Annotated in this window: 26 protein-coding genes and 2 pseudogenes; 24 read left to right on the top strand and 4 right to left on the bottom strand. The window is 35.9% G+C overall.

The annotated features are described in order from the left end of the window. Positions 1-156 precede the first annotated feature (156 nt). Complete coding sequence (locus ACQY44_RS04180) at positions 157-696, top strand: hypothetical protein (RefSeq protein WP_428229149.1); 540 nt, start codon at positions 157-159, stop codon at positions 694-696. A 452-nt stretch (positions 697-1,148) separates the two neighbouring features. Here ACQY44_RS04180 and ACQY44_RS04175 read toward each other — a convergent pair. Beyond that, positions 1,149-1,229, bottom strand: a pseudogene (locus tag ACQY44_RS04175) (histone H1); the annotation flags it as partial. A 406-nt stretch (positions 1,230-1,635) separates the two neighbouring features. Between ACQY44_RS04175 and ACQY44_RS04170 the strand changes: the two are divergent. The 3 genes from ACQY44_RS04170 to ACQY44_RS04160 all read left to right on the top strand — a co-directional run bounded on the left by ACQY44_RS04170 (position 1,636) and on the right by ACQY44_RS04160 (position 3,988). Continuing rightward, the gene (locus ACQY44_RS04170; protein ID WP_428229148.1) at positions 1,636-2,400 is read left to right on the top strand and encodes a hypothetical protein; all 765 of its coding nucleotides are present in this window, start codon (positions 1,636-1,638) and stop codon (positions 2,398-2,400) included. Positions 2,401-2,423: 23 nt separating this feature from the next. Beyond that, positions 2,424-3,065 (top strand): hypothetical protein, encoded by a 642-nt coding sequence (locus ACQY44_RS04165; RefSeq protein ID WP_428229147.1) that lies wholly within the window; start codon positions 2,424-2,426, stop codon positions 3,063-3,065. A 203-nt stretch (positions 3,066-3,268) separates the two neighbouring features. Beyond that, positions 3,269-3,988: a hypothetical protein gene (locus ACQY44_RS04160; protein ID WP_428229146.1), complete on the top strand. Its 720-nt coding sequence runs from the start codon at positions 3,269-3,271 to the stop codon at positions 3,986-3,988. A gap of 185 nt (positions 3,989-4,173) precedes the next feature. Here the strand turns inward: ACQY44_RS04160 and ACQY44_RS04155 are convergent. Beyond that, a pseudogene (locus tag ACQY44_RS04155) lies at positions 4,174-4,245 on the bottom strand (histone H1); the annotation flags it as partial. Between the two features lie 32 nt (positions 4,246-4,277). After that, the gene (locus tag ACQY44_RS04150; protein WP_428229145.1) at positions 4,278-4,424 is read right to left on the bottom strand and encodes a hypothetical protein; all 147 of its coding nucleotides are present in this window, start codon (positions 4,422-4,424) and stop codon (positions 4,278-4,280) included. A 229-nt stretch (positions 4,425-4,653) separates the two neighbouring features. Here ACQY44_RS04150 and ACQY44_RS04145 point away from each other — a divergent pair, with 229 nt between their 5' ends. Beyond that, entirely contained in the window at positions 4,654-5,931 is a 1,278-nt protein-coding gene (locus ACQY44_RS04145) for a glycosyl hydrolase family 18 protein (RefSeq protein WP_428229144.1), read from the top strand. Positions 5,932-6,302: 371 nt separating this feature from the next. Here the strand turns inward: ACQY44_RS04145 and ACQY44_RS04140 are convergent, their stop codons facing one another. Next, a complete protein-coding gene (locus ACQY44_RS04140) occupies positions 6,303-7,970 on the bottom strand; it encodes a helix-turn-helix domain-containing protein (RefSeq protein ID WP_428229143.1) in 1,668 nt (555 codons plus the stop codon). A 348-nt stretch (positions 7,971-8,318) separates the two neighbouring features. Between ACQY44_RS04140 and ACQY44_RS04135 the strand changes: the two genes are divergently transcribed. From ACQY44_RS04135 to traM, 19 genes are all read left to right on the top strand, one after another. After that, positions 8,319-9,029, top strand: coding sequence for a hypothetical protein (locus ACQY44_RS04135; RefSeq protein ID WP_428229142.1), 711 nt, complete (start codon positions 8,319-8,321; stop codon positions 9,027-9,029). A 282-nt stretch (positions 9,030-9,311) separates the two neighbouring features. After that, on the top strand, positions 9,312-10,172 hold the full coding sequence (locus ACQY44_RS04130) for a helix-turn-helix domain-containing protein (protein ID WP_428229141.1): 861 nt from the start codon (positions 9,312-9,314) through the stop codon (positions 10,170-10,172). A 93-nt stretch (positions 10,173-10,265) separates the two neighbouring features. Then, positions 10,266-11,471, top strand: a complete 1,206-nt coding sequence (locus ACQY44_RS04125) for a hypothetical protein (RefSeq protein ID WP_428229140.1) — start codon at positions 10,266-10,268, stop codon at positions 11,469-11,471. Between the two features lie 317 nt (positions 11,472-11,788). Further along, positions 11,789-12,070: a hypothetical protein gene (locus ACQY44_RS04120; protein ID WP_428229139.1), complete on the top strand. Its 282-nt coding sequence runs from the start codon at positions 11,789-11,791 to the stop codon at positions 12,068-12,070. Between the two features lie 75 nt (positions 12,071-12,145). Beyond that, a complete protein-coding gene (locus ACQY44_RS04115) occupies positions 12,146-13,891 on the top strand; it encodes a hypothetical protein (protein ID WP_428229138.1) in 1,746 nt (581 codons plus the stop codon). Continuing rightward, a complete protein-coding gene (locus ACQY44_RS04110; protein WP_428229137.1) occupies positions 13,878-14,822 on the top strand; it encodes a hypothetical protein in 945 nt (314 codons plus the stop codon). Before ACQY44_RS04115 ends, ACQY44_RS04110 begins: the two co-directional genes overlap by 14 nt. A 158-nt stretch (positions 14,823-14,980) precedes the next feature. Next, positions 14,981-16,069 carry a grasp-with-spasm system SPASM domain peptide maturase gene (gene gwsS, locus ACQY44_RS04105; RefSeq protein WP_428229136.1) on the top strand — a complete coding sequence of 363 codons (1,089 nt, stop codon included), beginning with the start codon at positions 14,981-14,983 and terminating at the stop codon, positions 16,067-16,069. A gap of 415 nt (positions 16,070-16,484) precedes the next feature. Next, entirely contained in the window at positions 16,485-16,634 is a 150-nt protein-coding gene (locus ACQY44_RS04100) for a transposase (RefSeq protein WP_428229135.1), read from the top strand. A 470-nt stretch (positions 16,635-17,104) separates the two neighbouring features. Next, positions 17,105-17,566: a hypothetical protein gene (locus ACQY44_RS04095; protein WP_428229134.1), complete on the top strand. Its 462-nt coding sequence runs from the start codon at positions 17,105-17,107 to the stop codon at positions 17,564-17,566. 125 nt (positions 17,567-17,691) lie between these two features. Next, positions 17,692-18,030: a DUF4134 domain-containing protein gene (locus ACQY44_RS04090; RefSeq protein ID WP_428229133.1), complete on the top strand. Its 339-nt coding sequence runs from the start codon at positions 17,692-17,694 to the stop codon at positions 18,028-18,030. Positions 18,031-18,043: 13 nt separating this feature from the next. Further along, positions 18,044-18,358 (top strand): DUF4133 domain-containing protein, encoded by a 315-nt coding sequence (locus ACQY44_RS04085; RefSeq protein ID WP_213255898.1) that lies wholly within the window; start codon positions 18,044-18,046, stop codon positions 18,356-18,358. Between the two features lie 33 nt (positions 18,359-18,391). Next, positions 18,392-20,860, top strand: a complete 2,469-nt coding sequence (locus ACQY44_RS04080; protein WP_428229132.1) for a TraG family conjugative transposon ATPase — start codon at positions 18,392-18,394, stop codon at positions 20,858-20,860. A gap of 13 nt (positions 20,861-20,873) precedes the next feature. Further along, on the top strand, positions 20,874-21,557 hold the full coding sequence (locus ACQY44_RS04075) for a conjugal transfer protein TraI (protein ID WP_428229131.1): 684 nt from the start codon (positions 20,874-20,876) through the stop codon (positions 21,555-21,557). Between the two features lie 16 nt (positions 21,558-21,573). Continuing rightward, positions 21,574-22,188, top strand: coding sequence for a hypothetical protein (locus ACQY44_RS04070; RefSeq protein WP_428229130.1), 615 nt, complete (start codon positions 21,574-21,576; stop codon positions 22,186-22,188). Between the two features lie 11 nt (positions 22,189-22,199). Continuing rightward, positions 22,200-22,835 carry a TerB family tellurite resistance protein gene (locus ACQY44_RS04065; protein ID WP_428229129.1) on the top strand — a complete coding sequence of 212 codons (636 nt, stop codon included), beginning with the start codon at positions 22,200-22,202 and terminating at the stop codon, positions 22,833-22,835. A 4-nt stretch (positions 22,836-22,839) separates the two neighbouring features. Further along, positions 22,840-24,042 carry a conjugative transposon protein TraJ gene (gene traJ / locus ACQY44_RS04060; protein WP_428229128.1) on the top strand — a complete coding sequence of 401 codons (1,203 nt, stop codon included), beginning with the start codon at positions 22,840-22,842 and terminating at the stop codon, positions 24,040-24,042. 12 nt (positions 24,043-24,054) lie between these two features. Next, a complete protein-coding gene (gene traK / locus ACQY44_RS04055; RefSeq protein ID WP_428229127.1) occupies positions 24,055-24,675 on the top strand; it encodes a conjugative transposon protein TraK in 621 nt (206 codons plus the stop codon). A 6-nt stretch (positions 24,676-24,681) separates the two neighbouring features. Next, complete coding sequence (locus ACQY44_RS04050; RefSeq protein WP_428229126.1) at positions 24,682-24,939, top strand: hypothetical protein; 258 nt, start codon at positions 24,682-24,684, stop codon at positions 24,937-24,939. Between the two features lie 11 nt (positions 24,940-24,950). Then, complete coding sequence (gene traM, locus ACQY44_RS04045; RefSeq protein WP_428229125.1) at positions 24,951-26,240, top strand: conjugative transposon protein TraM; 1,290 nt, start codon at positions 24,951-24,953, stop codon at positions 26,238-26,240. Positions 26,241-26,248 lie beyond the last annotated feature (8 nt).

Genomic DNA, 26,248 nt, shown 5'->3' with positions numbered 1-26,248 from the left:
TTGGGATGATTTACTTCGTCTATTCGCTACGCTCGGGTGGAAAATCCGAAAACAGGGTTTAATCTAAACCCAAACCAGCTGTATTAACAGAACGTCAGCTGCCATTTATCCGCATAATACCACTAAAAATATTAAAACCTAAAATAAAAAATCTTAATGGAAGAATTATTAATAGACTTATTTAATGAATGCTCTGATATTTTTTTAGAAGATGAAGTCGAAAACATTTTAGATGATATAGCTGAACGAAATCTTTGTGGACGTCTTGCAATTCATATGACACCAAAACTAGCCGAATACAATATAACAGGTTATTATGCTGACCCAGAATACAATCGTAAACAAGGTGGTCAAGTGAAGACAATTTTAGATGATGAAATGAACGTGATAACTATTCAATGCGACCTAATAATTCATAGCCGTGGAAGAAGTGTTGAACAAGATAATTTAATCGCAATTGAAATGAAAAAATCAACAAGACCAGAATCTGAAAAAGTAGATGATAGAAAAAGATTACGAGCAATGACAAAAGATCGTAATGATGATATTTATTCATATGATGGAACAACACATCCAGAACATGTTTGCGGATATTTACTTGGAGTTTATATGATATTGAATCTCGCGCAAAGAACTTGTACTTTTGAATATTACCAACATGGAAACAAAGTTAATGAAAGAGTACAAAGGTTTTAATTTTAAACACACTTGAAATAAATAAATAAATAAATACCAGCTAACAGCCATTACAACGGATTTGGGTTTTTGGCTTAATGGAAAGTTGGTTTTGTATTTGGGAAAAGCAATAATCTCTTTTATATATTTTAATAAAACCCCAGTCCAATTATACCTGTTTTTAAATGTTTATAAAAAAAGCAGAATATTCTCTCCAGCCCCGATTGAAGCGGAAATCCTTTTCTGCCGGGGTTCGGCATAAAAGATTAGAGCGCAAAGCGGGATAGGCTGCCAGATGAAAAACACCTTATACTCCTCCCTACTATAAAATTAAAAATATAGTTCCTCTTAAAAAAACAATATCAAGATCAACCGACAGAATCAGCTTAAAAAACCGCTTAAACAAAAGCATAAAAAAATGGGGCTTAAAAACCCCATTCTCTTCTTTTAAAAGTAAGTAAGACTGCTGAAAATTATTTCTTAGACTCCTCAATAGAAACTTTTCTAAACTCTTTCAACAATTTTTCAATTTCCAGTGTTGATTTGGGGTCTCTTATCCCCTGCTGCTTTAACAACTTTTAAAATCTTAGATTTATTTTTTTTCGATTTCAGCGTCTGTTTTTGTAGAAGATTTATCTTTAATTAACAAAAAAGTAATTAGTACAAAAAAAATAACATCCATTAGAATAATCTTTTTTCGCCTTAGTCATTATGAATTAAAATAATTGAAAAACAGGTAGTTATACTCGTATAGAATATTTATTAAATATTTAAATTGCAGTCAGAATTAATGATTTATTACTTTATCATTTGTAATTCTGGTAAGGAGAAGATAAGGTTCAATCCAAATTGGACAAAAAAACTTATTTGTTATAGATACAAGTAAGTTATCGCATCTTTATTTTAGGGGTTGACATATAATAAAAAAAATATACTTTAATTATTAATAAAACCAAAATTATGAAAATTTATATTTTACCACTATTAGTATTGTCGTTTTTAATTTCAAGTTGTAAAAGTAATACGGTAGTAACACCGCCAACAGTTAAGTTAACTGATTATACATTTGAAACGACACCAAATAATTTAGATAACGTTGGTTATGTGTTCGCAGTCAATAGGGATAAAATGCAAATACCTATTACGATGCTTAATTTGGATCCTATAGAAGGTACAATTGTTGTTCCTACAAACTCTAGTACAAGAGAAATGAGTTTAGGAGCCTTGATCAAGTTTTTAGGTGTACCTAATGTAAATATAACAGCAAATGCAGACTTAAATAACACAACAAAAGTAACAACTACATTCGCTCTAGAAAATCCGAAAGTTTCAAGAGCATTTTTAACTAAGCTTGATTCAGAAATAACTGAAAAAAAAGAAAGTATAAAAACAGTTTTAATTAGTCAAAATCTACAAAATGCAGATGTATATGTTATTTTAGAAACTATTAAGACAAGTAAAGTAACATACGATTTTAGTAAATCAAAAATAGGCAAGGCATCACTTGATGCAGTATTTCAAAATATTGCCTCAACTGAAGATTCATTTAAATGGAATAATTCAGGTTCTGGTTCTTTAAGCTATGATTTGAAAAAAGACTTAACAGTTTTTTACAAGATTTTCAAAATCGAAGTGCTTCCTGGTGCAGCGGGCATGGATTTAAAGAGAGGTGTACTTGTTAAAGATTCAGAGTTGATTTACACATCAAAACTTAGTACAAATTAAATTTATATTAAAGTAAAATTATTATGAAAAGTTTTTTTACATTAATGCTAGTATATTTTTTTTCTACCTCTGTTTATTCTCAAAATGAGCAAGAAGGTACTTCGTTATTAAATGCCGAATTTATTTTTTCACATTCTAATTATGAAAATGGCATATTAAGATTCAGTGCTTTTCCGAATATAAATTTTCCTATTAATCTTCTAATTGGCAGAAATAATCCATATTGGATAGAAACAGGAATAAATATAAGAAACAAGGGAATTATCTACAAAGATTCAATTACTTATAAAAATCGGACCATTTCATTGGGAGTTCCTATAAAGTTCCATTTACCATTCAAAAAACCAACTATTTTTGTAGGTGCTGAACTGGATTATGCGCTTTTTTTTAAAAATAAAATAATAAACAATGCAGATAAACAAAAAGAAACTGATTTTTTAAGTAAAAAAATTAATCCTTTTCAACCAGGAATAACAGCGGAAATTTTACTTACAAAAGGTATGCGACTAAAAGCTAGTTATTATATAACAAATTTTTTTAATAATAATTACTCAGATCCTGTAAATAATATAAAGCAATATTCGGGTCCTTCAAACATTTTTTATCTTTCATTTGTAACAGGAATATACGTAGTTACAACTCGTCCAACTATTATTAGATTATGAAAAATATTAATAAGTATCTTTTATGTTTTTGTATCGTATTATTTACATCTTGTGTTTCCATGAATAGGAATCTCAAAAGTCTGAGACAAGACACTTGGACAGGCAGATTCGCAACAATGTTTTACTCAGTTAATGCAACAAAACCTGATTGTGTTAGTTTCAAAAACCCTACAAATCATGAGTTGAAATTGTTGCAAAAAGACATGAACTTTATTGTAACTCAAATTAGAAAAAATGAAAAAGTATTAGTAGAAAATTTTAATAAGCAGCCACTTGACGGGTTAACTGTTGTTGTTGAAAATAATGAGTTTCCCAATATGTGGGCCATATGCTCAGAGAAAAAGGTTAAAATTACAACAGGATTGATAAGAATTATATTTAGTAAAGCTTTTCAAATAAATTTTTCACGAGAAAAAATGTTAAGCTTTTCTTCATTGACAAAAAAAAATGCAAATAATAATCCAAATAATGATTTATTTTCTTTTTTAAATATATTATATAATGGTAAATTGAAAAAAGTAAAGCTATTATCTCTTGATTTGGATGACGAAGGGTTTGATAGTATGAGAGTTTTTACTGATTTGCAACAAACCATTTCATTTGCGGACAACGAATTAATTAAAATCTTGATTTTCTTGATTTCACATGAGTTTTATCACTTAAATACAAACTGTATAAACTGTGATGATTTGAATAAAAAAATTGAAATGGATGCTGATTTATATGGACTATTACAGTACTCTAAATTTAATAATTCTGATATACTAACAGAAACATTTTTTGAAGATTATGCGGGTAGATCTTTACCCCAAATATTAAAAAGTATATATTCTGATGTAGTAATTCCTAGTGAATGTTATTTACCTATAGATAAAAGAGTAACGATGTTAGATAGCACATTAACAAATTTAAAAGGGAATTAGTTCGGGATTTATTTAAAAAAAATTATGAATTTTATGATTACGTTAACAATGCTATTAATAATGAATATGTTTCAGATTTTAGTATAATGGGAGCTCCTCTATGAATATCTTATTATATTTAATAGTACCAATTTAAATAAAAATTCCATAAGTATACTTATGGGATTTTTAAGTGATAACATTTCTTATTTCTTTGATTCCTCGATAGAAACTTTTCTAAACTCTTTCAACAATTTTTCAATTTCCAGCGTTGACTTACCCAGGCTTGCGCGTGTGCAATGTCATTAAGTTAAGGAATTTCTATATTGCATTTATTATTACGGTTTAATCGAATTGGAATTGTATTTTGAAGAAATAAATTTTCTAACTCCTTGAATACTTCTTCTAAAGGAGCTTCTTTAAACAGCAATTCTAAAATTGGTTTTTTAAAATCCATAAGACAAATTTGTGTTTATTTTATCATCTAATTTTGTGTTTTGATTCTTAACCTTTAATTCTTCTTCCAAATCGTTTACAATAATTGACTGCATCTATACCAAGATTATGCTTACTCATACATTAGAAAATCGTACTCATGACATTTTTTGCATTATAAAAGTCTATTAGTTGGTATTTTTAATAAAGAAATTAAAAAATTAGGTAGAAAACTCTAAAATTCTAATCACATGAAAAGCAAAAAAAACTTTACCGGCGCCATCGGTGCGTGGCTGACTAATGAGCTGCATCCAGCAAACGCGACCTACGGCTCACCCAACAGCAATTTTAGTTCTATTAAGCTCAACGGGATATACAGCACCCTTGATTACCTGAGCATCGGCTGGTTTGGCGTGGATATGAGTAACCCCAGCAGCCCCACCCTGCAAACCAGTAACACATATCTTGCACAACAGGTTTTAGATGCCCGTGCACAAAACCCGGACATCACCCTATTTGCTTTACTGGCCTATACCCAAGAAATCACCAACGATCTGCAAACGATCATCAACAACCCCGCCCTGCTGACCACTTTTGCGACCAATGTTGCCAACTTTCTGGCTACCAATGACCTCAATGGTTTCGACATTGATTGGGAACAGCCCACGAGCCAACTCTCTAATAAGCAATGTGGCCAATGGCTCAACGCATTGGGTAAGGCTTTCGGGGATACCTATTATCTGGCCATTTCGGCGAGTTCTAACCAGTCCGGTAATGTCAACAACCTGAATGCGGATGCTGTAAATGCCAATGTGGATGTGTTCAATTTGCAAAGTTACTGGGTTAGCGAGCCTAGCGTATTTATTGCACACGGCATCAATGCCGATTTATTGGGATTCGGTGCTTATTTAGAAAGTGGTGTCACTGCGCTTTATGCTTCTCAGCAATACGCTGCTGGGATTCAGTACCAGAGTAAGCAATACCCCTACCAAACTATGATGAGTTGGCGGCTTGATTCTTCCAACTGGCCTTTCGAGCAAAGTCAGCAACTATTGATGCGGCCATACCTGACCGGCCAACCGGATGTGGTTGTGTTCGACGATGGAGCCATCTTGAATGCGCAAACTACTCCTACTATTATCCAAAGTATCGTTATCCGTAGCGGAGATGTTGTGGATGCCATCCAATGTACCAATGCCAGCAGCGACGGCTCGTATGTAGTACAACTATTACAACACGGTGGTGATGGCGGCAATGGGAATAATCCGATCAATCTCCCAAACGGCCTCACCGCTTTCAGTTACGTAACAGGCTACTGGTACGGACAAAATGTGGTAGTTCAAATCACCGTCAACGGCACAAGTTATCCCGCCTCCATTAATCCCAATGTAGTTGATACACAAAATTTTCAGGTGACTGCTCCGGCGGGTAGAACTATTATTGCATTCAGTGGACAAACCTGTTATGTGAATTTGGCAGGCGGAGGTTTCAGTTGGGTGTTATCGCAGATCAACGGAATATTCGGTTAGTGATTTTTTTAATTCCCTCTGGTGCTCGTATGCAACGAGTGCCTACATAATATTTAAAAGATAATTGTAGCGTTTGTAACGCGGGCTAATAAAAAAAGGTTCTTAATACGTTTTATTAAGTAATAAGTATCTAAAAAGCCACATTGCAAACGCTTTGATTTAGTTTATACAAGTAAAAGGGTACTCCTTCAAAACAATCAACAGATTGAGTTTTTACAGGAAGTTATTTTTGTAGTTTAAATCAGCTATATTTACGTTCAAAATAATAAAAAATGGAGGTTTTGAGACAAACTGACGTTAGCGAGCATAATGACAAAAATCGTGTAAAAAACGAATGAAAACTAAATGCTCAAAAACAATATTTTCTATCCTTAGATCTTATTGATTTCCTTAATAAAAAAGGAGGGCGGGCATCCGGTTTTGGCTTGAAAAGCCTGCGCGAATTTCTGCGTAGTGCTGAATCCCGCTTCATCAGCCAGCGCCTTATTTGAATATTTCCTTGTTTTTTTATCTTCCTTGAGTAAAGTAATAATATGATCAATTTTAAGATCACTGATATACCTTACAAACTTCTTCCCTTTATGGTTCCTTATCACACTGGATAAATATTTCGGATTAGAACTCGTAATTGCCGCAAGTCTGGCGGCATTTAAGTCTTTTAAAAGAAATTTTTTATCGCTTTCAAATTTATCGAGTTTTCTGAGTATCTGCGCCACGGTCTCTTTACTGATATCATCAATGACTTTTCCGCCGTTCCTGCTCTGCACTTTAGGGGGCAAAGAAGCCTTTTCATTCATTGCCTGTTCAAATTTTAATTTGTAGATTTTTTTACTCCTGAAATGCATTACGGCAAAAAAAAGCAGCCCTGAAAACAGCACCATGGTAATCCCGCTGAAGATAAGGTCATTGTGCTTTCTTTTATTCAATAAATGCTCAATTTTATTTTTATCGGCTATCAGCACTTTTGTATCATAGACTTTACGTATTCTGCCCGAGAGATAAACATACCGGTTACTGAGCACACTGTCGGCTTTGAGTAGTTTTTTGATGTAAAAAAGTTCTTTACTCATATCCTGCCGGCCTTTGTAGTATTTTATAAGAAGTTCATAATTCTGCCTAAGATCCGGACGAATATAATTTTTACTCTCAAAAATCCTGTCTACTTTCATAAAGTAAGGGAGTGCCTTTTCGGGTTTGTGAAGATCCCAGTAACTTTTTCCCATGTAGAAATAGCCCACAGATTCATTTGCAAAATCTTTGTTTTTAATTATCCCAGGAATTGACGCATTGATGTTTTTTAAGGCATCAGCATAGTTGTTTTTAAAGTACTGATTGATCCCTTCGGAGTGCATAAAGTAAACTTTCATATCCTCATTGGAGAGTCTTCTTCCCTCCTCGATCCCTTTTTTATTTATTTCAGAGCACAAGCCGTAATTTCCCATCCTGTTGTAACATAAGCCAAGGCAGTGTAATGAATTGAGATACCCCCTGACGTTATGTGCGTGGAAATACTCAATGCACTGTTTAAATAAAGGAACAGCTTCATCATAAAAACCCAGGTAATACTTAATCTGCGCTATATTGTATTTGACTTTATAAATTAGGTAATCATCTTTTGTTTTGGAAATAAAATTATCCGCTATAAGATAATGGTCTAAAGCCTGCTTATATTTTTTAAAGGAATAAAAGACAATTCCTTTTGAGAGATAAGCCGACCCGATTAGCGCATCATTACCAGACTTTCTGGCGGTATAGATCATACTGTCGGCATAAACAAGCTTCAATTTATCAGCGGAATAATGAAGGTAGTTTTTATATCCGTTTATGATTTCCTGCTCATTTTTTTCCCTTTTGGCTTTTCCAAGGAAATACGCAAGATAAACGGACTGGCCGTTGCTGTCCTCTGATTCTTCAATCCTGTCAAATAAATAATCATAAGATTTACCCTGAAGAGTGTCAGGTGATTTCAGCGGGTTCCAGCCGGCACAAACCTGCTGGGCCAGACACAAAAAAAGAAGACCGAATTGTATTTTAAGCATAGATTGATAATTAAAAAATGGAACAATATTTATCAAAAAATGCTTTTCCTTAATACAATTTTCAGATCTGCAGATCATAAGTAAAGCATTCTGTAAAAAAGAGCTTCAAATATAACGTAATATATTGATAACAAAGGCTTAACTTTTAAAAAACAGGGTACGGATTTTCGGAAAATCCATACTTGAAATTCCGAAAATCCACAGATGAAAGGTTGCAGAGGTTAATTGATGATGATAGATTTGCGGTGAATTCAAAAGCAAAAAAAACGGCATCGTGCTGTTTAAAGTTCTGCTTACCCGGGTGAAATGAGCTGACTGAAAAGTCATTCCATTTAACACACTTTAATCATGAAAAACTTTTTAATCAGCATGCTGGCGGTACTGGCCCTTTCATGCACCAACGACTATGATCGTGAAGATTCAATTTCCAATTTCAAAACTAGAGATGACCTTTCAAAAAAGAATGCAGGGCTGAATCCTGAAAATGCGGCCAATGCCTATGACATTACCGGGAAAATTCACAATGACTTACTGGATGCCTATCTTTCGGGTAATTTTTCGGATAACACCATAAGTGCTGTCAGCAGTAAAATTGATTCTATTTCATTTCTGAACAGCGATCTTCAAAACCTGCCTTCTCATTATCCCGCCAATTTCCAGGAGATACAGGAAATGGTCGATTCCCCTGAAGTGCAGCTTGAGCAGATTATTGCAAATTCTTCGATGTCCACGGCTTCAAAAAACTGCCTGTCAGATTTTATGTCCTCGGCTGCACTCTGGCAGAACAGTGACTATGAGGCTATTCATCCATCCATCATCTCTTTTGAGGCAGCTGTTACCAATAACCCCCAGTTTACAGCTGAAGAAAAAAGAATAATCCTTACTTCATCAGCCATCACAAGATATTCCCTTTATTACGCATCAGAGAGAAAAGACAAAGACTGGGAAACCTCTGTGGGAAACAGAGTCGGTGCCGTTCAGGGAGCCTTAAGCAATTCTGCCACTGCAGTTACCAGATCACTACTCGCGGGGATTCTCAGCGGAAACACTACAGAATAAAAATCATGGACTGGATTTTACTTTTTGAAAAACAGATAGTATACAGTTATTACGTTTTTCTGATACTATTTAATTTGGCAACAATATACCTCATCCTATCCATACTGTTTGATGATCATTTCATCTGCATCTCTCTTGCAGAGACCCTTAAAATGGATTCCCTCAGGAAATTGGTATATCTCTTATTTATAAATGGGATGTCAAATATGCTGTTTATCTGTGTTTCGTTGATCGCAAAACTATACAGTTAGAAAATAGGTCTTTAATCTTAAAAAAAATACTTTGGAATTTAGAAAATCAAACTATAAAACTAAGGGAATTCAATTGTGCATTTTTGAAAGTTTAACCTCCAAGCTCGCATTAAAGAATTTGATTCCGGAAGATCATTCTACTGTGCTGCTTGTAAATAAAGGCGCTGCAGCGATGAGCATCAACAGCAGGAAAGTACACTTATTCATTAACGAATCAGCAGTTATCCCTAAAAAAGCAAACTGCGAAATTTTGCTGATGAGCAGGGAATTATGCATTTCGATTGTATCTTTTACATCAGAATTTGCATTGGAGAACAGTATCAGATGGCCTCATATCGGATATTTTAATTTCTTCACTGCCCAGTATGCCTCTAAAATTTTCTTAAAGAAAAAGCAGATGAACAGCCTGATGGATTTACTGGAAATAGTGAACTCCAGACTGCTAATGCCTGATTCAAGGTTTTTTAAAAAAGAGCTGATCCTGCTGAGTTTTAATCTGTTTCTCTATGAACTTGCCAGCCATTATTATAAAGCTACCTGGCATGAAAGGGTAAAATATTCCAGCACGGAAAAAACAGCAGTCCATTTTTTCAGATTACTGGAAATCCACTGCAGAGGACAGCATAGTGTCAAGTTTTACGCGGATGCCCTGAATATATCCTCAGGGCATCTCACTAAAACAATCAAACAAATTACAGAGATAACGGCCAAGCAGTGTATTGAAAATGCATTAATCCTGGAAGCTAAGGTTCTGCTTCAAAAGAGTGATTTAACCATTCTTAAAATCTCTGAAGAATTAAAATTTGCAAACACTTCTTTCTTTAGTAATTTTTTTAAAAAGCATACTTCCCTATCTCCATCTGAATACCGAATAAGGCTGAACCAGCATTAAATAATTCCATTTGGGTTTGAAATGTGTACAGACATTGATTTGGAGTATTTTCAATACAATATTGAAATAATATTTACTTAAAAATGAAGCAACATGAATCAAACCTATCTTTTGGAATGGCTGGACTCAGTAGTGACGCTGAATTTAAATCCGAAAAAAAGCGCCATACGCGAACTTACTCCCCTTGAGTCTAAAGCCATAATCAATAAAGCTGCAGTGGAAACACAATTCATCCAGACGCAGTTTACTATCCGCGTTTTTTCACTCAGCAAAGAAAAGCATATTAAAGTACTGGTAAAAAATTATCATGCAGCGCTGATCAGTCTTTGGGATCAGCTGATTGTTATCAATAAAAGCATTACTACAGAAAGAAAGGATTTGCAGGAAGTCACTACTGCCCTGCTTAGGGCTTTGGATGAACTCTTAAATTTTCTGGAGTCGAGATTTTCCCGCTTTATAAGTTTAGATTCCAAGATACCTGTTTCCTATCTTAGTATTTCCTATAAGAAAATGAAACTCAGAATCGATAAACTCAGAACCAGTCTGCATTTTAATCCGGATGAAAAGATGCTTGCAGAGATTGTTTTTAATACGCTGTACTGCTTTGCTAATGCTAAAGAAAATAAAAAAGTCACCTTTAGAGAAATGCTCTACTATAAAGAGCTGCTTCGGGAGCTTGAATCGCTGAAAATAAATAAAAGAGAAGACCTGATTCATACCGATTTAATGCAGGCGCTTATATATATGAATTTCAACAGCAAACTTTTTATCAACTTTTACACACAGGCCGTATCTATGAAAATCAGCGAATTTGAGCAAGGCTCCGATAGAATTGGATGGCTGCTGCTGTATTCAAAAGAGCTTAACCAAATTGCAGCTAACGCGGCCGCAGCCCTTAATCCTGACCATCAAAATGTAAAGAAAATACTGCTGGACTGGTTCAAACAGGAAATTAATTTTCTTGAAAAAAAGGAGAATCTTAAAACTGCTCTCTACATTCCTTCTGAAAATAAAAAACTTTCACAGCAAAATCCAGTCAGCCCAGAAGAAAAGATCCTATGCCAGTTATCAACCGACCAGACCGCACTGATACTTCGGGCCTGCCAGGAACTTGAAATCCTTGTTTCAAAATCAATGAACCAGGTTTTTAAAACCATTGTTCCGTTTCTATCAACACCTTTTAAAAAGAACCTCTCCTTTGATTCTATGCGCAGCAAAGCGTATGTAGCAGAAGAAAGGGATAAGGAGATCGCCGTGGAAACCCTTCAAAGGATCATTAAACAAATACGCGAATATTAATAAAAGTAGCTGTCTCAAAACTGAGGCAGCTATTTTTTATACTCAATAATTAATAATTTATATTCTTTTGAGTTCGTTACGCTGTTATTTTGTAAAAAACACCTAATCTGAAACAATTCCAGCCCTTTGGCGAGCGGGGATATAATAAAAAGACTTTGAAACATTCTATCTCCAATCAAAATATAGACAATCTATTAATAGAATGAGATTTAAGCTTAAAAGAATAACTTTTTTTATTCTTTTCTTATAAGAAAAATTGTATTTTAAACTTATTTGATTTAATATTGATTTTTATAATCAATTAATTTTTTAAAACTATGGAATTAGAAAGCTTAAAATTAAACAAGTTTAAAGATGTTTCTTTAAAAAGAGAACAATTGTTTATGTTAAATGGCGATGGTATTAAATCGGATCCAGGAAATATTTGCGCTCCACACGGAGCATCTCAAAAGTTAATGAATTTTAACTATGGGTATGATAGTCAACGAGATGGAGTAACAACCTTTCATGATCGAAGTGATGTAAAAGATATTTGTGATAATGGCTTCATTACTGCCGACGATTTAGATTCAGGCACTTTATTAATACCATTCCTTTAAAATGATTAAGTCTGAATTGTAAAAATACAATTCAGACTTTTTCTCTATCAATTCAATTAACTAAATATTAATATTTTGCAAAAATTTCACAAAACATATCTTATTATTTTAATCAATATGATTTTTGTCAATACCTCTTTCGGACAGAAGCAATCTAAATATACTCAAATTGATTTTGAAAAAAACAAAGTATTTAAAGAAGTATATAATTTATGGAGTTCTAAGGGAAATTGGTTTTCAAACTCAATGGATAGCGACAGTATATCATATTTTGTTGATGACCGAAATTATAAAGGTATTGTGAATTATGGTGTAACATTTCACAGCAAGAGTTATAGAACTTTTAATTTTGTTGAACATTTATCTATGTGCTTTTTAAAGGTAGAGATAAGTAAATGTGTTTATAATCCAATAGACAAAACAATTGATATAGAAGGCTTTGTAAGTGGAAATAATAATTGGGGATCGAATGAATTCATTAAAAGCAAAAAGATAAAAACTTATATTGATTTATTTCTAGGTGAAAAAACAGACACTATAAAAAACTGTTATTTAGGGAGAACAATGAACAAAGATTCCGTAGATATAAAATTGAATAACAAGAAGGCAGACGAGTTTACTGTTATTGACAAATTTCCTGCTTTTTATTTTAAAAATTATATTCATAACAGAATGCTCTTAGGAAACAGACAGCCTTTTAAAATAAGGGGAAAAGTTGCAAACAATACGTTGCTTGCGTTTGGCTCAGGTCAATTTTACTCTGAGATTTTCGATTTGGGATCAATGATTCATAATCTGAAGAATACAGAGCAAAAAACAATCAAAAAAGAAGAATTTGATTGTAGAGCTCTGATTAGTAATAATAAATTAATTGTTGATATTGAAAAAGAAGAAGCAAAAAAAAAGGAAATAACCTATTACACTTATACAAAAAATGCTGAAAATTATATTCTGGGCAGACAGTTTGGTAAGGCAAAAGATGAATACAATCTTTTAGCCCAAAATTACCCTGTTCTTTTTGCAAGAGATATTAATAATGCAATACGTTGTGCTATTTTATCAAGAGATATAAAAGCAGCTTTCTGTTGGAGTGAGAAACTGGCTTATAAAGGTATTGAGCTTCCCTATTTCAATGCGAAGATTTTTAACGGTCTGCGAAAAAATCCTGAATGGAAAAACTTTAGTATTAAATATGACTCGATTTCTAAAGCCACAAAATTAAAATGGAATCTTCCATTAAAAAAAGAATTAGATAACCTGCTCAATGAAGATCAGGCCGAGTATGGACTGGAAAACAGAAAGAGTCCAAAAATTCTATATGAAACTACAGAAAAGATAACTGATAGATTGATTGATTTACTAAAAAAAGAAGGTTTTCCTTCTGAAGAAAAAATAGGCAGTCATATAATTAAAGATACTGTATTAATTTCGTTTCCTGATTTTAATGTTTTAATTCTGCATGCGCTACAAAAATCACAAAAAAATCTAAAAGCTTTAAACGAACTTCTGGATAAAAGCAGTAAAAATTTAGAGTATGATCAAAAGAGGAATTTTAATAATACTATAGGATATGGTTCCTGTTTTCGTATTTATAAAGGCAATTTATACAACTCAAAAGCATGTTCACAAAATAACAGCTTGGAGGTCAGAAAAATAAGTTTCAAATTTAATAATCCTAATGGTTTTATTATGGATTATGGTAATTATGTGATTGAGGCCAATGACTCTAAAGATCCAAAAGCGGTGGACAACTACTATAAAGAAAATTATAATTTAATTATGAAACTTACCGATGACTGGGAGTTTTATGAAAAATATTAGCATTATGATTTTGATTTATAGCAAAGATCTGGATGATTTTGTAAATAATGTAATAGATTGTTTAGATGTTAGTTTTGTTAGAATAGGAGAATCTGACAAAGTAACGATCGAATCAATGGATTTTAGTAATGATGAGAGCTCTTATATATTAAAAACGGATTATTTGCGTAATATAGAATTAGAAAAAATTCAAAGTATCTGGTTTAATGGAGGTTGCATAAGTTCTCAAAGCAGCAGCTACGAAGATAAATGTTACGAAGTTCTTACTGATGCTTATGTTCTACAAAAATCAATAAAAAAAATAGGAAGAAGAATAGCAGATTTTGAAACCAACCGACTTGATATAATGCTTGAAGCAAGGAAACAGGGGCTAAAAATTCCTCATACTTTAATTACTGGCAGTAAAGAAAAATTAAAATCCTTTTATGATTGTTTTGCTAGTAAAAATGGCATAGTATCTAAAAGAATACTAGACACTCTTTATTACCAGGATGATGAATTTAGATATAATTTCAATTTAACGTTTCAAATCAGTGATGAGATCCTTGATAAAACTCCAGAAGAATTTGCCATTTCATTTTTTCAGGAAAGAATTACTGCTGATTTTGAAATAAGGGTTATTTATATTGACGGCACTTTTTATTCTACCGCCATGTACATTTTCGATCCTGTAGTAGATTACAGAACAACATTTAGAGAAATGAATAATATAAGAATGGTACCGTTTAAATTACCAATAGAAATTGAAGAAAAGCTTGAAAAAGTTTATAAAAAATTTAAATTAAATTATGGTTCTGCTGATTTGATGTATAGTAAAGGTGATTATTATTTTCTTGAAATAAATCCTACAGGCCAAATAAGCTTTATTAACAACGTATGCAATTATAATATCGAAAGTAAAGTAGCTGAAATTTTAAAAAATGAGAAGTAAAAAACCAATCAATGTATTCAACGGTTTAAAAACTAAAGTTAATGTAGAATTTCAAACTCACATTGAACCGCAAAGTAGTCTTATTACAATTCAGATTTATCAAAACTCTAAAAACATTTCAAAACCTTTTGTCAAACCTATCTCTAAAATAATCTAATTTGAAACAGTCTAATTTTATTCTATTTGCAGATTGCATTCCTGTTAAAGGGAGCAGTAGAAGTATTATCTGCGATACAAGAAATAACAATTATTACTTTATACCCAATGGATTATTTGATATTTTGGAAAAATATAATGGAAAAACCATTGAAAAAATTAAAGATGATTTTGAATACAAATACGATGAAATAATTGATGAATATTTTGATTTTCTAATCAGAAATAGACTCATTTTTTTTCACTCAAATCCAGAATTATTTCCAAAAATAAATACCGAATGGCACTGTTCCTCTCTGATAACGAATATTATCATAGATTACGAAGAAATTATTCATGATTTTAATGCCTTAGTTCCTCAATTTGAAGTTTTGAAATGTTCACACATTCAATTGCGGTTTTATAAAGAAATTAATATTGATTACCTAAAAAATGTTCTCAGTATATTAAAAATAGAAAAATCCAGAATTGTTTCAGTTGATTTTATCCTTCCATACTACAAAAACTTCAATTTAGAGGAATTGTATGAAATGATAAAAGAAAATAGCCGAATTCATTCATTTACAATATTCAATTCACCTTTTGCCAAAAGTCATGAGCCTTTACACCAAAAAATGGGCTATATAACACTGTCAGAGAAAAATGTTACTAATGAAAAACATTGCGGAATAATAAATGATGAGTATTTTTATTCTAATATTAAACTATTAAGCGAGTCACAACAGCATAATACTTGTTTAAATAGAAAAATATCAATTGATAAATATGGGAATATAAAAAACTGTCCTTCAATACCTGATAGTTATGGAAATATTCAAAATACAACGTTGCTTGATGCCTTAAAAAAAGATGATTTTAAAAAATATTGGAATGTTTCAAAAGACCAAATAGAAACTTGTAAAGATTGTGAATTCCGTCATATTTGTACAGATTGTCGAGCCTATATTGAGGATCCCGAAGATATTTATTCTAAACCTTTAAAATGTGGATATAATCCGTATACTAATAAATGGTCTGAATGGAGCACAAATCCTTTAAAGCAAAAGACAATTGAATTTTATAGAATAAAACCCGATCCTACGGATTTGTAATCCGTACCCGCAAAGTATATGCCAAAAGACATAAAAAAAATTCCATCTATAATGGGATTCCTTTTATGTCTTTTTACTGTCCTGTCGCATCTGTCATAATTAAATATAAGAATTTAAGTAATTTAAAATTTAGGCCGCCAATTTACATAATGATTTAAACATAGTTATCCCTAGTCTAACCATCTTATTGTTCCTCAGCATATGCACACATTTCATTTTCGAAAAAGTTCTTATTAGGAGTATCTTTATTTAGCATCCAGTATTACATCTCTTCTATTAATTAATGGATCAAGCCAATCCGCTTTATCAGTTGTCCAATTGATCCATTCTTGTTTTTAAAAGTTAAACTATTAGTGTCAATAGCCTTCTGTTTGGTGGCTTCTATATATTGTCTGATTAAAAGCGTTTTGTTGAAATGTATAAAGAAAGAACAAGGGAATTAATCATTAGTGAAATAGGAATACAAAGAAGAAAACAACGCTCTGCCGATGTGCAACCTGTATTTGCCCAACTTAAGGATAATAACGGATTTAGACGTTTTTCTTTAAAAGGATTCAAAAAGTAGAATTAGAGTTCGGATTAATGGCTTTAGGACACAACTTAAGAAAGAAAATTGCAGCATAAGGGCAATTTTTTCCTTCCCTTAAAATCAAAACATTAAAAGCCAAAATGGGCAACAAATAAAAAGCCGTCTCAAATTTTTGTTTTGAGACGGCTCCTTTTTTTTTTACTGCGCATCTCAAATTACAGCTCTCAGCAGCATATTCAAAACAGCATTATAACCTTTATGCAGTAATTCCAAGTCTTCCATTTTTCCGGCAAAAAGATCAACGGCTGAAAAATTTTGTTTTTTTTTAGATTACTTTTTCCCGATTTTACTGGAGGTCCAGTGAAGTCCAGCCGGGGTACAGCCAAAAGCTGGACTTGTAACGCAGTGATTACTATTGTTCCTTTGACTCGTAAATAAATCATAACCCCATTAAGTGGTCATGGTTTTTACAGGAAGATAAATGTTGAACGATAAAATGAAAAACTATGTTTACGAATATTCCATGGAGCAGTTATCTGACTGTCATAGGCATACTGGTCATAATCTGGTATCTGGTCATAATACTTAAATTTTACAGTACCGATTTAAAGAAAATGGTATCAGGGGAAAAAAAGCTTAAAATTCCCTCTTTAAAAAACAACAGCCAAAATTCAAAAGAGCCAACATCTATCTCAAATTCTTTTTCGGAATCATTCGATACCCTTGATGATGCTGAAGAGCTTGCCACAAGAATTATCCAGGCTGCGCAGGAAAGTGCTGAAAAAAAATTATCAAAAGAGCAGTTTCAAAATTACCTGTCAATGGTGCTCGAAGAGTATCCATATGTAAAGATTTCTTCCCTGCGTGAAAGCATCAATAAACTGATAGTTTCCGAATCTGAAAAACACCCGTCACTGCTTTTAACTTTAAGCGAGGCTGACAGTCTGTGGGACGGAGGAGTTTTCTAAAATTCAGCGGAGGAATCATCCCTGTTCTCTCTGGTGCGGTATGGCTTTATGTGACAAGAAAATAGAGCTGCAACGGCGGTGTTCCTCTGCTTTTTATAATAATCAAAACTTTAAAATGATGTATGATGAGAAAATGTAAAAGAGATTTAAAGCGTATTTGGAAAAAGAATAAAGTGCTGGCCACTTCATGTCTTTTGTTAGTACTAATTAATGGAAGTGCATATGCACAGGACGGTGTTGCCGGGATTAATGAGGCAAACCAGAAAGTCAGAAGCTATTTTGATGCGGGGACAGAACTGATGTATGCCGTTGGGGCCATACTGGGGCTTATCGGCGCGGTAAAAGTCTACCAGAAATGGAATGCCGGGGATCCTGATACGGGAAAAGTGGCGGCAGCCTGGTTCGGCAGCTGTGTTTTTCTGGTTGTTGTGGCAACGGTAATTAAATCCTTTTTCGGGGTTTAAAGGCAAAGAGGCAATGCACAGCAGCGTTTACCAGATCAACAAGGGAATCAACCAAAGCATAGAATTCAAGGGATTAAAAGCGCAGTACATCTGGTATTTAGGAGGCGGGGTGGTCGCCCTTATGATCCTTTTTGCCATTCTGTACATTATCGGCCTTCCTTCCCTCCTATGTGTTGGTTTGATAGCAGCAGCAGGAGCATTTCTTGTACTGAAAATTTACAGAATGAGTAATAAGTACGGAGAGCACGGCATGATGAAGGCACTGGCGAAAAAGCAGATTCCAAAATGTATTAAGGTTTACAGCAGGTCTGTTTTCATTAAGATATAGTTATAGAACGTTAGAAATAAAAATGAAGGAGAAATGGAGAAAAGGATCGAAAACGTACTGCCTGTTATGGCAGTGGAACATGACTGTATTTTATCAAAACAGGGTGATATCACGGTAGTATTCAAGGCAGAGCTTCCTGAGATTTTTACTTTATCGGATCAGGAATATGAAGCTTTCCACCAGTCGTGGATCAAAGCTGTCAAGATACTTCCAAAGTTCTCTGTTTTTCACAAACAGGACTGGTTTTTAGAAAAAAAATATAAGGCTGATTTTACAAGTGAAGATAGCAGTTTTCTAACCCGAAGCAGCGAGCGGTTTTTCAATGAAAGACCTTTTCTGGATCATTCCTGCTATATCATGCTGACCAAGAAACCCAGCGGCAGAAAAAGTTCAAGCTCGCTTTTTTCTAATCTTTTGAGAAGTTCCATCGTCCCGGAAGAAACTTTAAATACGCAGCTGTTGCAGGATTTTATTGACTCCGCGGGACAGTTCAAAAGAATTATGGAGGACAGCGGTTTTGTAAAACTAACCCGTCTGAAGAATAACGCCCTTAAAAGCGACAGCAGAAAAAAAGGACTTATTGAGCAGTACTGTTTCCTCTCTGAGAGCGAAAATTCCTTTATCTTTAATGACATTACCTTTGATAAGGGCCTCGAGGTGGGTGATAAACACTGCCAGCTTTTTACCCTGGGCGATGCTGCTGATCTTCCGGCGCTGTGCGGTTCAAGGATTAATTTTGACCGGTATTCCACTGATAAAACCAAGTTCAGTATCGGTTTTGCCTCCACACTGGGGCAGCTTTTATCCTGTAATCATATCTATAATCAATATTTATTTATTGAAGATGCGCAGAAAACCATCCAGAAACTGGAAAGCAAAAGATTACGCCTGCAGTCATTATCGGCCTACAGCAGGGAGAATATGATTGCCCGCGATGCCACTAATGATTTTCTCAATGAGGCGGTTTCCCAGCAGCGGCTGCCGGTTAAAGCGCATTTTAATGTGCTGGCGTGGAGTACCGATACCGAAGAGGGGAAGGAAATTAAGAACAAAGTATCCTCAGCACTGGCCCAGATGGATGCGGCGGCGAAACAGGAAACAACCGGGGCTCCCCAGATTTACTGGGCGGGAATCCCGGGAAATGCCGCGGATTTCCCTATGAATGACACCTTTGACACTTTCACTGAGCAGGCCGTTTGTTTTTTGAATATGGAAACGGGCTACCGGTCCTCTCTGAGTCCTGTGGGTATCCGTCTGGGAGACCGCCTAACGGGAAAACCTGTCCATGTCGACATCAGCGATGAGCCTGTGAAAATGGGAATCTGCACCAACCGGAACAAATTTATTCTGGGTCCTTCAGGGAGCGGTAAATCATTTTTCACCAATCATATGGTCCGAAGCTATTATGAGCAGGGGACGCATATTGTGCTGGTAGATGTCGGCCACAGTTATAAAGGGCTCTGCGATATGGTAAAGGGTTATTATTTCACGTATGATGAAAAGAACCCAATCCGTTTTAATCCCTTTTATATTTCAGAGGGAGACAATCTGGATACAGAAAAAAAAGAAAGCATTAAAACCCTGCTGCTGGCGCTGTGGAAAAAAGACGATGAGACTTTTAACCGAAGTGAATATGTAGCCTTATCAAATGCCCTGCAGCTGTATTATGAAAAGCTGGAGATCAATTCCAATCTCTTTCCCTGTTTCAACAGTTTCTACGAGTTTTTGAAAGAAGATTTTGTATCCATTTTGGATGGCGACAAGGTGAAAGAGAAAGACTTTGACATCAATAATTTTCTCTACGTACTGCGTCCGTACTATCAGGGAGGCGAGTTTGATTATCTTCTGAATGCCACAAAAAATCTTAATCTTTTAAAAGAGCGGTTTATTGTATTTGAGCTTGATAATATCAAAGACCACCCTATTTTATTTCCTGTGGTGACCATAATCATTATGGAGGTTTTTATCAGCAAGATGAGAAAGCTTAAAGGCATCCGTAAAATGATATTGATTGAAGAGGCCTGGAAAGCCATAGCCAAGGAAGGAATGGCGGAATATTTACGGTATTTATTTAAGACTGTTCGTAAATTCTTCGGGGAGGCCATAGTGGTCACTCAGGAGGTGGAAGATATTATTTCTTCCCCTGTGGTCAAGCAGGCCATTATCAATAACAGCGACTGCAAGATCTTGCTGGACCAGAGCAAATACCAGAATAAATTTGACCAGATACAGGAACTGCTGGGGCTCACGGAAAAAGAAAAGGCGCTCGTGCTTTCGGTCAATAAGGCCAATGATCCGGGGAAGAAATACAAGGAAGTCTTTATTTCCCTAGGCGGAATGTTATCAAAAGTATACAGAACCGAAGTTTCTTTAGAAGAGTATCTCGCTTACACCACCGAGGAAAGCGAGAAGGTGAAAATGAATGCTTACGCGGCAAAGTTCGGCGGTGACATAAAGAAAGGCATTGCTGCACTGGCCGGGGAGATGAGAAACGGAATTTAAATGAAAATGAATAATGAAAAAAAGACTAATTACCTACCTGATTTTGCTGCTGCTAATCAGCACTCCGGCAATACCTGCTGAAAAGACTGCGGCACTGCCGATACTGGAAATCGTAAAGGCAGTAACCAAAAAGGTCATCAAAGCCATTGACCTGAGGATCCAGAAACTGCAGAACAAAACCATATGGCTTCAAAATGCCCAGAAACAGGTTGAAAATGTGCTCTCCAAACTAAAGCTTGATGAAATCTCGGACTGGACACAGAAACAGAAAGACCTTTATAAAGGCTACTATGAAGAACTGGGGAAAGTAAAATCTATTATTACTTATTACCAGAGGATCAAAGATATTACCAAAAAGCAGACAAAACTTGTGCAGGAATACGAAAGGGCGTGGAACCTGCTCAGACAGGATACCCATTTCAAAGACAGCGAGATACAGTATATGGAACATGTTTACTCGGGCATTTTGGAGCAAAGCATCAAAAACATTGACCAGATCTTTTTAATACTGGATTCCTTTACCACACAGATGAGTGATCTCAAAAGACTTGAAATCATCAATACCGCAGCTGACCAGATTGACGCCAGCTATGATGATCTTAGGATGTTTAATCAGCAGAATATACTGCTCAGCCTTCAGAGGGCCAAAACTGAAGCAGATGCAGCCCGTGTGAAACAATTTTACGGAATTCCGTAATGCAAAGAAAAAAATCATGAAAAAACTGTTTGTACTGCTCTGGGCAGTACTATTAACCTATCAGGGGATCCACTCGCAGGCAAAGCAGCGAAAGGAACTCCTGCTGCAGATTGCGGCACTTCAGGTGTATATCGACTATGCAAAAAAGGGATATTCAGCCGTGTCCAAGGGACTCAATTTTATCGGCGATGCAAAAAGAGGTGAAGTGAATCTGCACGGTGCTTATTTTACCTCGCTGTTGAAGATTAATCCCAGCGTCAGGAACTATTACAAGGCTGCAGAAATTATTGCCATGCAGATTAAAATAATGAAACTCTATAAAAAGACCTATGCCGATCTTAAGGCAGGCGACCTGTTTCACGGCAGTGAAATGGATTATATAGAACGTTCTTTTAAAAGGCTGCTTGAGAATTGCAGCGATACCCTGGACCAGCTTTTTGTTCTCACTACTGACTCGAAACTGGAGCTTAAGGATGACCAGAGAATTCAGAGGATTGATGAGCTGCATAAAACTATGCTGGAGGATTACAATTTCTGCATTTCTTTCAGCGGTGATGTCAAACTGCTTGCACTGTCAAAGGCGGCAGATCAAAAAGAGGCTAAAAATAGTAATACTCAATACGGGCTATAAATTTATAAGTGATGAAAAAGATATTGATTATAGGACTGCTTATCTGCCTGTTTATGATGCCAGGCAAAGCCCGCGCCCAGTCAGCAGAAATAAAGCAACTGATCCTGAACATTGAAAAACTCTCCCAGTTTAAAAAGATCCTCAGTGATATGAAAAAGGGTTATGAACTGCTCTCGGGAGGTTATAAAGCGGTGAAGGATATGTCGCAGGGCAATTTCAGCCTTCATAAAACTTTTTTAGATGCCCTTATGCAGGTAAGCCCGGCGGTAAAGAATTACAAAAGAGTGGGTGAAATAGTAAATTTTCAAATACTGCTGGTAAAGGAAAGCAGAAACGGGCTGAAGCGGTTTGCGCAAAACGGCAGTTTTAGCCCGCAGGAAATTGGATATTTTGAAAAGGTTTACGCAAATCTTCTCAGCCAGAGCCTGCGGAATCTTGATGAACTCACTATGATCGTTACCGCTGATAAACTCAGGATGTCCGATGATGAAAGACTCCAGGCGGTGGATATGATCTATCTGCAGATGCAGGATAAACTTCTTTTTCTTCGAGATTTTAATGCATCGTCAAATATCCTGGCACTGCAGAGGGCAAAAGAGAAAAATGATGTTTACGATTCCAAAGAGCTCCATGAACTTAAAAACTAAAAAGATGAAACGGCCAATAAAAAACAAAATTGTTCTCGCAACCTTGCTGCTGCCCTTTTTAAGCCGGGCTCAGGGTCTGGGCGATAACATGCAGAGCCTGCACTTGGTACTGGACCAGCTTTATGATGAGATGATGCCCCTGTGCGGCAACCTGCTGGCCGTAGGACAGGGAATTGCAGGATTTGGAACCATCTGGTATATCGCCTCCAGAGTATGGAGACATATCGCAAGCGCCGAACCGATTGATTTCTATCCGCTCTTCCGCCCTTTTGTAATCGGATTCTGTATCATGATTTTCCCATCGGTGCTGGCCCTTATCAACGGCGTTATGAAACCCACAGTAACCGCAACGGCTGCTATGGTAACGGGATCCAATAACGCGGTCGCGGTTCTTTTAAAAGAAAAAGAAAAGGCAGTGAGACAGACCGATCCCTGGAAAATGTATGTAGGCGTCGCAGGCACGGGAGACCGCGATAAATGGTACAAGTATACCCATGAAGGTGCAGACCCATCCGATGAAGGCATGCTGGCGGGCATCGGAAACGATGTGAAATTTGCCATGGAAAAAGCGTCCTATAGTTTTAGGAATTCCGTTAAGCAGTGGATGAGCGAGGTGCTTAGGATTTTATTTGAATCGGCGGCCCTCTGCATTGATACACTCAGGACCTTTCAACTGGTGGTACTCTCTATTCTCGGACCGCTCGTTTTCGGAATAGCGGTCTTTGACGGGTTCCAGCATACACTGACGGTCTGGTTGGCCAGGTACATTAACATATACCTCTGGCTTCCTGTAGCTAATATTTTTGGAAGCATAATCGGCAAGATACAGGAACTGATGCTCAAGCTGGATCTGTCCCAGGTGCAGTCCACTGGTGATACGTTTTTCAGTACTACTGATATGTCTTATCTGATATTTATGATTATCGGCATTATTGGCTACTTCACTGTGCCTTCAGTGGCTAACTACATCGTTCATGCAGGCGGCGGCGGAGCCCTTGCCCAGAAAAGCACTACCCTTTTCAGCACCTCAACGGGCTCTGTGGTTTCCAAGACATCGCAGGGGACAGCAATGGTTATGGATTCAATGGGAAATGCCGCAGGAAGGATGTCGCAGAGCATGTCTGCCTCCTCCTCCTCTGCTCCTTATTTTGAGGAGAAAGGAAATTATATGAGCGACAGGCTCAAAGGAAATTCAAAACAAACTTAAAATAGTCAGCTCATGTTTACTAAAATGAAAAATATAGACACTGCTTTTAAGTATGTCAGAGGATTTACAATGCTTATTATCGTTGGATGCGTCACAATCTGCTGCTATACGCTTTACAAAAGTTTTCAGACTGTCAGCCGAATGCAGGATAAGGTATATATCCTTGCGGCAGGAAAAGCTCTGGAAGCATATGCGTCAGACAGGAAGGATAATGTGCCTGTTGAAGCAAGAGATCATATTAAAACTTTTCACCAATTTTTCTTTACCCTTGACCCGGATGATAAAGTAATCAAGTCCAATGTTACCAAAGCCCTTTATCTGGCGGACGAAAGCGCTAAAAGAATTTATGATGACCTGAAAGAAAACGGCTTTTATTCCGGAATCATCTCAGGCAATATAAGTCAGACCATCCAGATTGACAGTGTAACTGTCGATACACGTGACTATCCCTACCGCTTTAAATGTTTCTCGCGGCAGAACATCATCAGAACCACCAGCATTTTGAAAAGAAACCTGATTACGCAAGGGAGCCTGCGCAATGTATCAAGAAGCGACAACAATCCGCACGGTTTTTTAATTGAACGTTTCAATACGATTGAAAACCGAGATTTAACTGTTGAAAACCGAAAATGACAGGTTATGAAATCACTGCTTAAAAAACGGGAAACTGCATTTACATACCATAGGCACTATCTCTCTGCACAAAAAAAATGGTCTGAAAAAATGAGCAGTCTGGCGGAAGGGTGTTCAAAGAGGAAGCTCATTTTTCTTCTCAGCTTATTTGTTATCCTATCAGCAGGCTACCTTCTTTATAACGTCTATAATACCTTTTCAGAAAAGGAAACACAACAGGTAAAAATTTCAGAGCAAACTGTAAAAATTAAAATAATCGATTAAAAAATAAACACATGGAACAGAAGACGATATCAATTAAAGAAGCAAAAAAACGAAAAATGCTTCTGGCTCTGCCAATCATAACACTTCCTTTTATCACCATTCTTTTTTACACCTTGGGAGGAGGAAGAATGGAAGCCGCAGCGGCTGAAAATGAAATAAAGAAAGGATTTAATTTTAAACTGCCGCTTCCAAATTTTAAAGAAGATTCTTCTTTGGATAAAATGAGCTACTATGACCAGGCAGCTGTAGATTCAGTCAAACTGCAGGAGCAGATTAAAAAAGATCCCAACTATTCCAATCAAAAAGTTCTTGAAGAATCTTTGAAGGAGTTCCCGGAACTGGATTTTGCATCCCAGAGTTTTTCAAAAAAAAGAACCGGCTTGAATGCAGTGACTCCGCAGGACAGAAACGAGCAGAAAATCTATGAAAAACTGCAGCTGCTCCAGAAAACCATCAGCCAGCCTGCACCGGTTAAAAATTACGGCCAGGATATGAGGGAGTTCGAAAACTATGGCTCATCAAATGAAGCATCTGCCCAGATTAAGAACTTGGAACAGATGATGTCTGCAATAGGTGAAACTCAGCCGGACCCGGAACTGCAACAGCTCGGAGGCATGCTGGAAAATATACTGGATATCCAGCATCCTTCAAGAGTACAGGAACGTTTAAAACAGAATTCGGAAGATAAAAAAGGAAAAGTATATTCCGTAAACCTCAAAAATAACGCAGAAATTATTACCTCTTTACAAGAGAATACAGCACCTGCAAACACTTTTAAATTGAATGCCTTTTTCACCGCAGATGAAGATTTAAATCCAGATTATCAAAAAAATGCAGTTGGAGCTGCCGTGCACGAAACTCAGACAATTGTAAATGGATCGTTGATTAAACTAAGGCTCACCGCTGATATTACCCTTCAGGGAACAACAATACCCAAAAACACCTTTGTATACGGCATGGCATTCCTGAAAGGCGAAAGACTTGAAGTAAAGATAGAAAACCTCCAGCATCATGGTTCCATTTTCCCGGTGCAGCTCTCGGTATATGATATGGACGGAATTGAGGGCATATATATTCCTGGTGCCATTAGCAGGGATGCTGCCAAAGCATCTGCCGACCGCTCGATTCAGACACTCGGACTTACCGGCATTACTGATTCATGGGGAGCACAGGCTGCTGGAATGGGCATTGAGGCAGCCAAAAGTCTTATGAGCAAAAAGGTTAAACTCATAAAGGTACTGGTAAAAGCAGGATACAAGGTGCTGTTGTATGATGAAAAACAAAAGAATTTAAAACCATAAAATAGAGA

This window comes from Flavobacterium sp. (genome assembly GCF_965277525.1).
Lineage (GTDB): Bacteria > Bacteroidota > Bacteroidia > Flavobacteriales > Flavobacteriaceae > Flavobacterium.
Note: the sequence above shows the minus strand (reverse complement) of the source record. Positions and strands in the feature narration are given on the sequence as shown.

Excerpts from the sequence above, each read along its gene's own strand:
- ACQY44_RS04120 (WP_428229139.1), top strand. The coding sequence starts at position 11,789 with ATGGAATTAGAAAGCTTAAAATTAAACAAGTTTAAAGATGTTTCTTTA.
- ACQY44_RS04165 (WP_428229147.1), top strand. The coding sequence starts at position 2,424 with ATGAAAAGTTTTTTTACATTAATGCTAGTATATTTTTTTTCTACCTCT.
- ACQY44_RS04080 (WP_428229132.1), top strand. The coding sequence starts at position 18,392 with ATGGAGAAAAGGATCGAAAACGTACTGCCTGTTATGGCAGTGGAACAT.
- ACQY44_RS04180 (WP_428229149.1), top strand. The coding sequence starts at position 157 with ATGGAAGAATTATTAATAGACTTATTTAATGAATGCTCTGATATTTTT.
- ACQY44_RS04065 (WP_428229129.1), top strand. The coding sequence starts at position 22,200 with ATGAAAAAGATATTGATTATAGGACTGCTTATCTGCCTGTTTATGATG.
- ACQY44_RS04140 (WP_428229143.1), bottom strand. The coding sequence starts at position 7,970 with ATGCTTAAAATACAATTCGGTCTTCTTTTTTTGTGTCTGGCCCAGCAG.
- ACQY44_RS04145 (WP_428229144.1), top strand. The coding sequence starts at position 4,654 with ATGAAAAGCAAAAAAAACTTTACCGGCGCCATCGGTGCGTGGCTGACT.
- ACQY44_RS04100 (WP_428229135.1), top strand. The coding sequence starts at position 16,485 with ATGTATAAAGAAAGAACAAGGGAATTAATCATTAGTGAAATAGGAATA.
- ACQY44_RS04110 (WP_428229137.1), top strand. The coding sequence starts at position 13,878 with ATGAAAAATATTAGCATTATGATTTTGATTTATAGCAAAGATCTGGAT.
- ACQY44_RS04090 (WP_428229133.1), top strand. The coding sequence starts at position 17,692 with ATGAGAAAATGTAAAAGAGATTTAAAGCGTATTTGGAAAAAGAATAAA.
- ACQY44_RS04170 (WP_428229148.1), top strand. The coding sequence starts at position 1,636 with ATGAAAATTTATATTTTACCACTATTAGTATTGTCGTTTTTAATTTCA.
- ACQY44_RS04135 (WP_428229142.1), top strand. The coding sequence starts at position 8,319 with ATGAAAAACTTTTTAATCAGCATGCTGGCGGTACTGGCCCTTTCATGC.
- ACQY44_RS04075 (WP_428229131.1), top strand. The coding sequence starts at position 20,874 with ATGAAAAAAAGACTAATTACCTACCTGATTTTGCTGCTGCTAATCAGC.
- ACQY44_RS04095 (WP_428229134.1), top strand. The coding sequence starts at position 17,105 with ATGTTTACGAATATTCCATGGAGCAGTTATCTGACTGTCATAGGCATA.
- traM (WP_428229125.1), top strand. The coding sequence starts at position 24,951 with ATGGAACAGAAGACGATATCAATTAAAGAAGCAAAAAAACGAAAAATG.
- ACQY44_RS04150 (WP_428229145.1), bottom strand. The coding sequence starts at position 4,424 with ATGGATTTTAAAAAACCAATTTTAGAATTGCTGTTTAAAGAAGCTCCT.
- traK (WP_428229127.1), top strand. The coding sequence starts at position 24,055 with ATGTTTACTAAAATGAAAAATATAGACACTGCTTTTAAGTATGTCAGA.
- ACQY44_RS04160 (WP_428229146.1), top strand. The coding sequence starts at position 3,269 with ATGAACTTTATTGTAACTCAAATTAGAAAAAATGAAAAAGTATTAGTA.
- ACQY44_RS04125 (WP_428229140.1), top strand. The coding sequence starts at position 10,266 with ATGAATCAAACCTATCTTTTGGAATGGCTGGACTCAGTAGTGACGCTG.
- traJ (WP_428229128.1), top strand. The coding sequence starts at position 22,840 with ATGAAACGGCCAATAAAAAACAAAATTGTTCTCGCAACCTTGCTGCTG.
- ACQY44_RS04070 (WP_428229130.1), top strand. The coding sequence starts at position 21,574 with ATGAAAAAACTGTTTGTACTGCTCTGGGCAGTACTATTAACCTATCAG.
- ACQY44_RS04085 (WP_213255898.1), top strand. The coding sequence starts at position 18,044 with ATGCACAGCAGCGTTTACCAGATCAACAAGGGAATCAACCAAAGCATA.
- ACQY44_RS04050 (WP_428229126.1), top strand. The coding sequence starts at position 24,682 with ATGAAATCACTGCTTAAAAAACGGGAAACTGCATTTACATACCATAGG.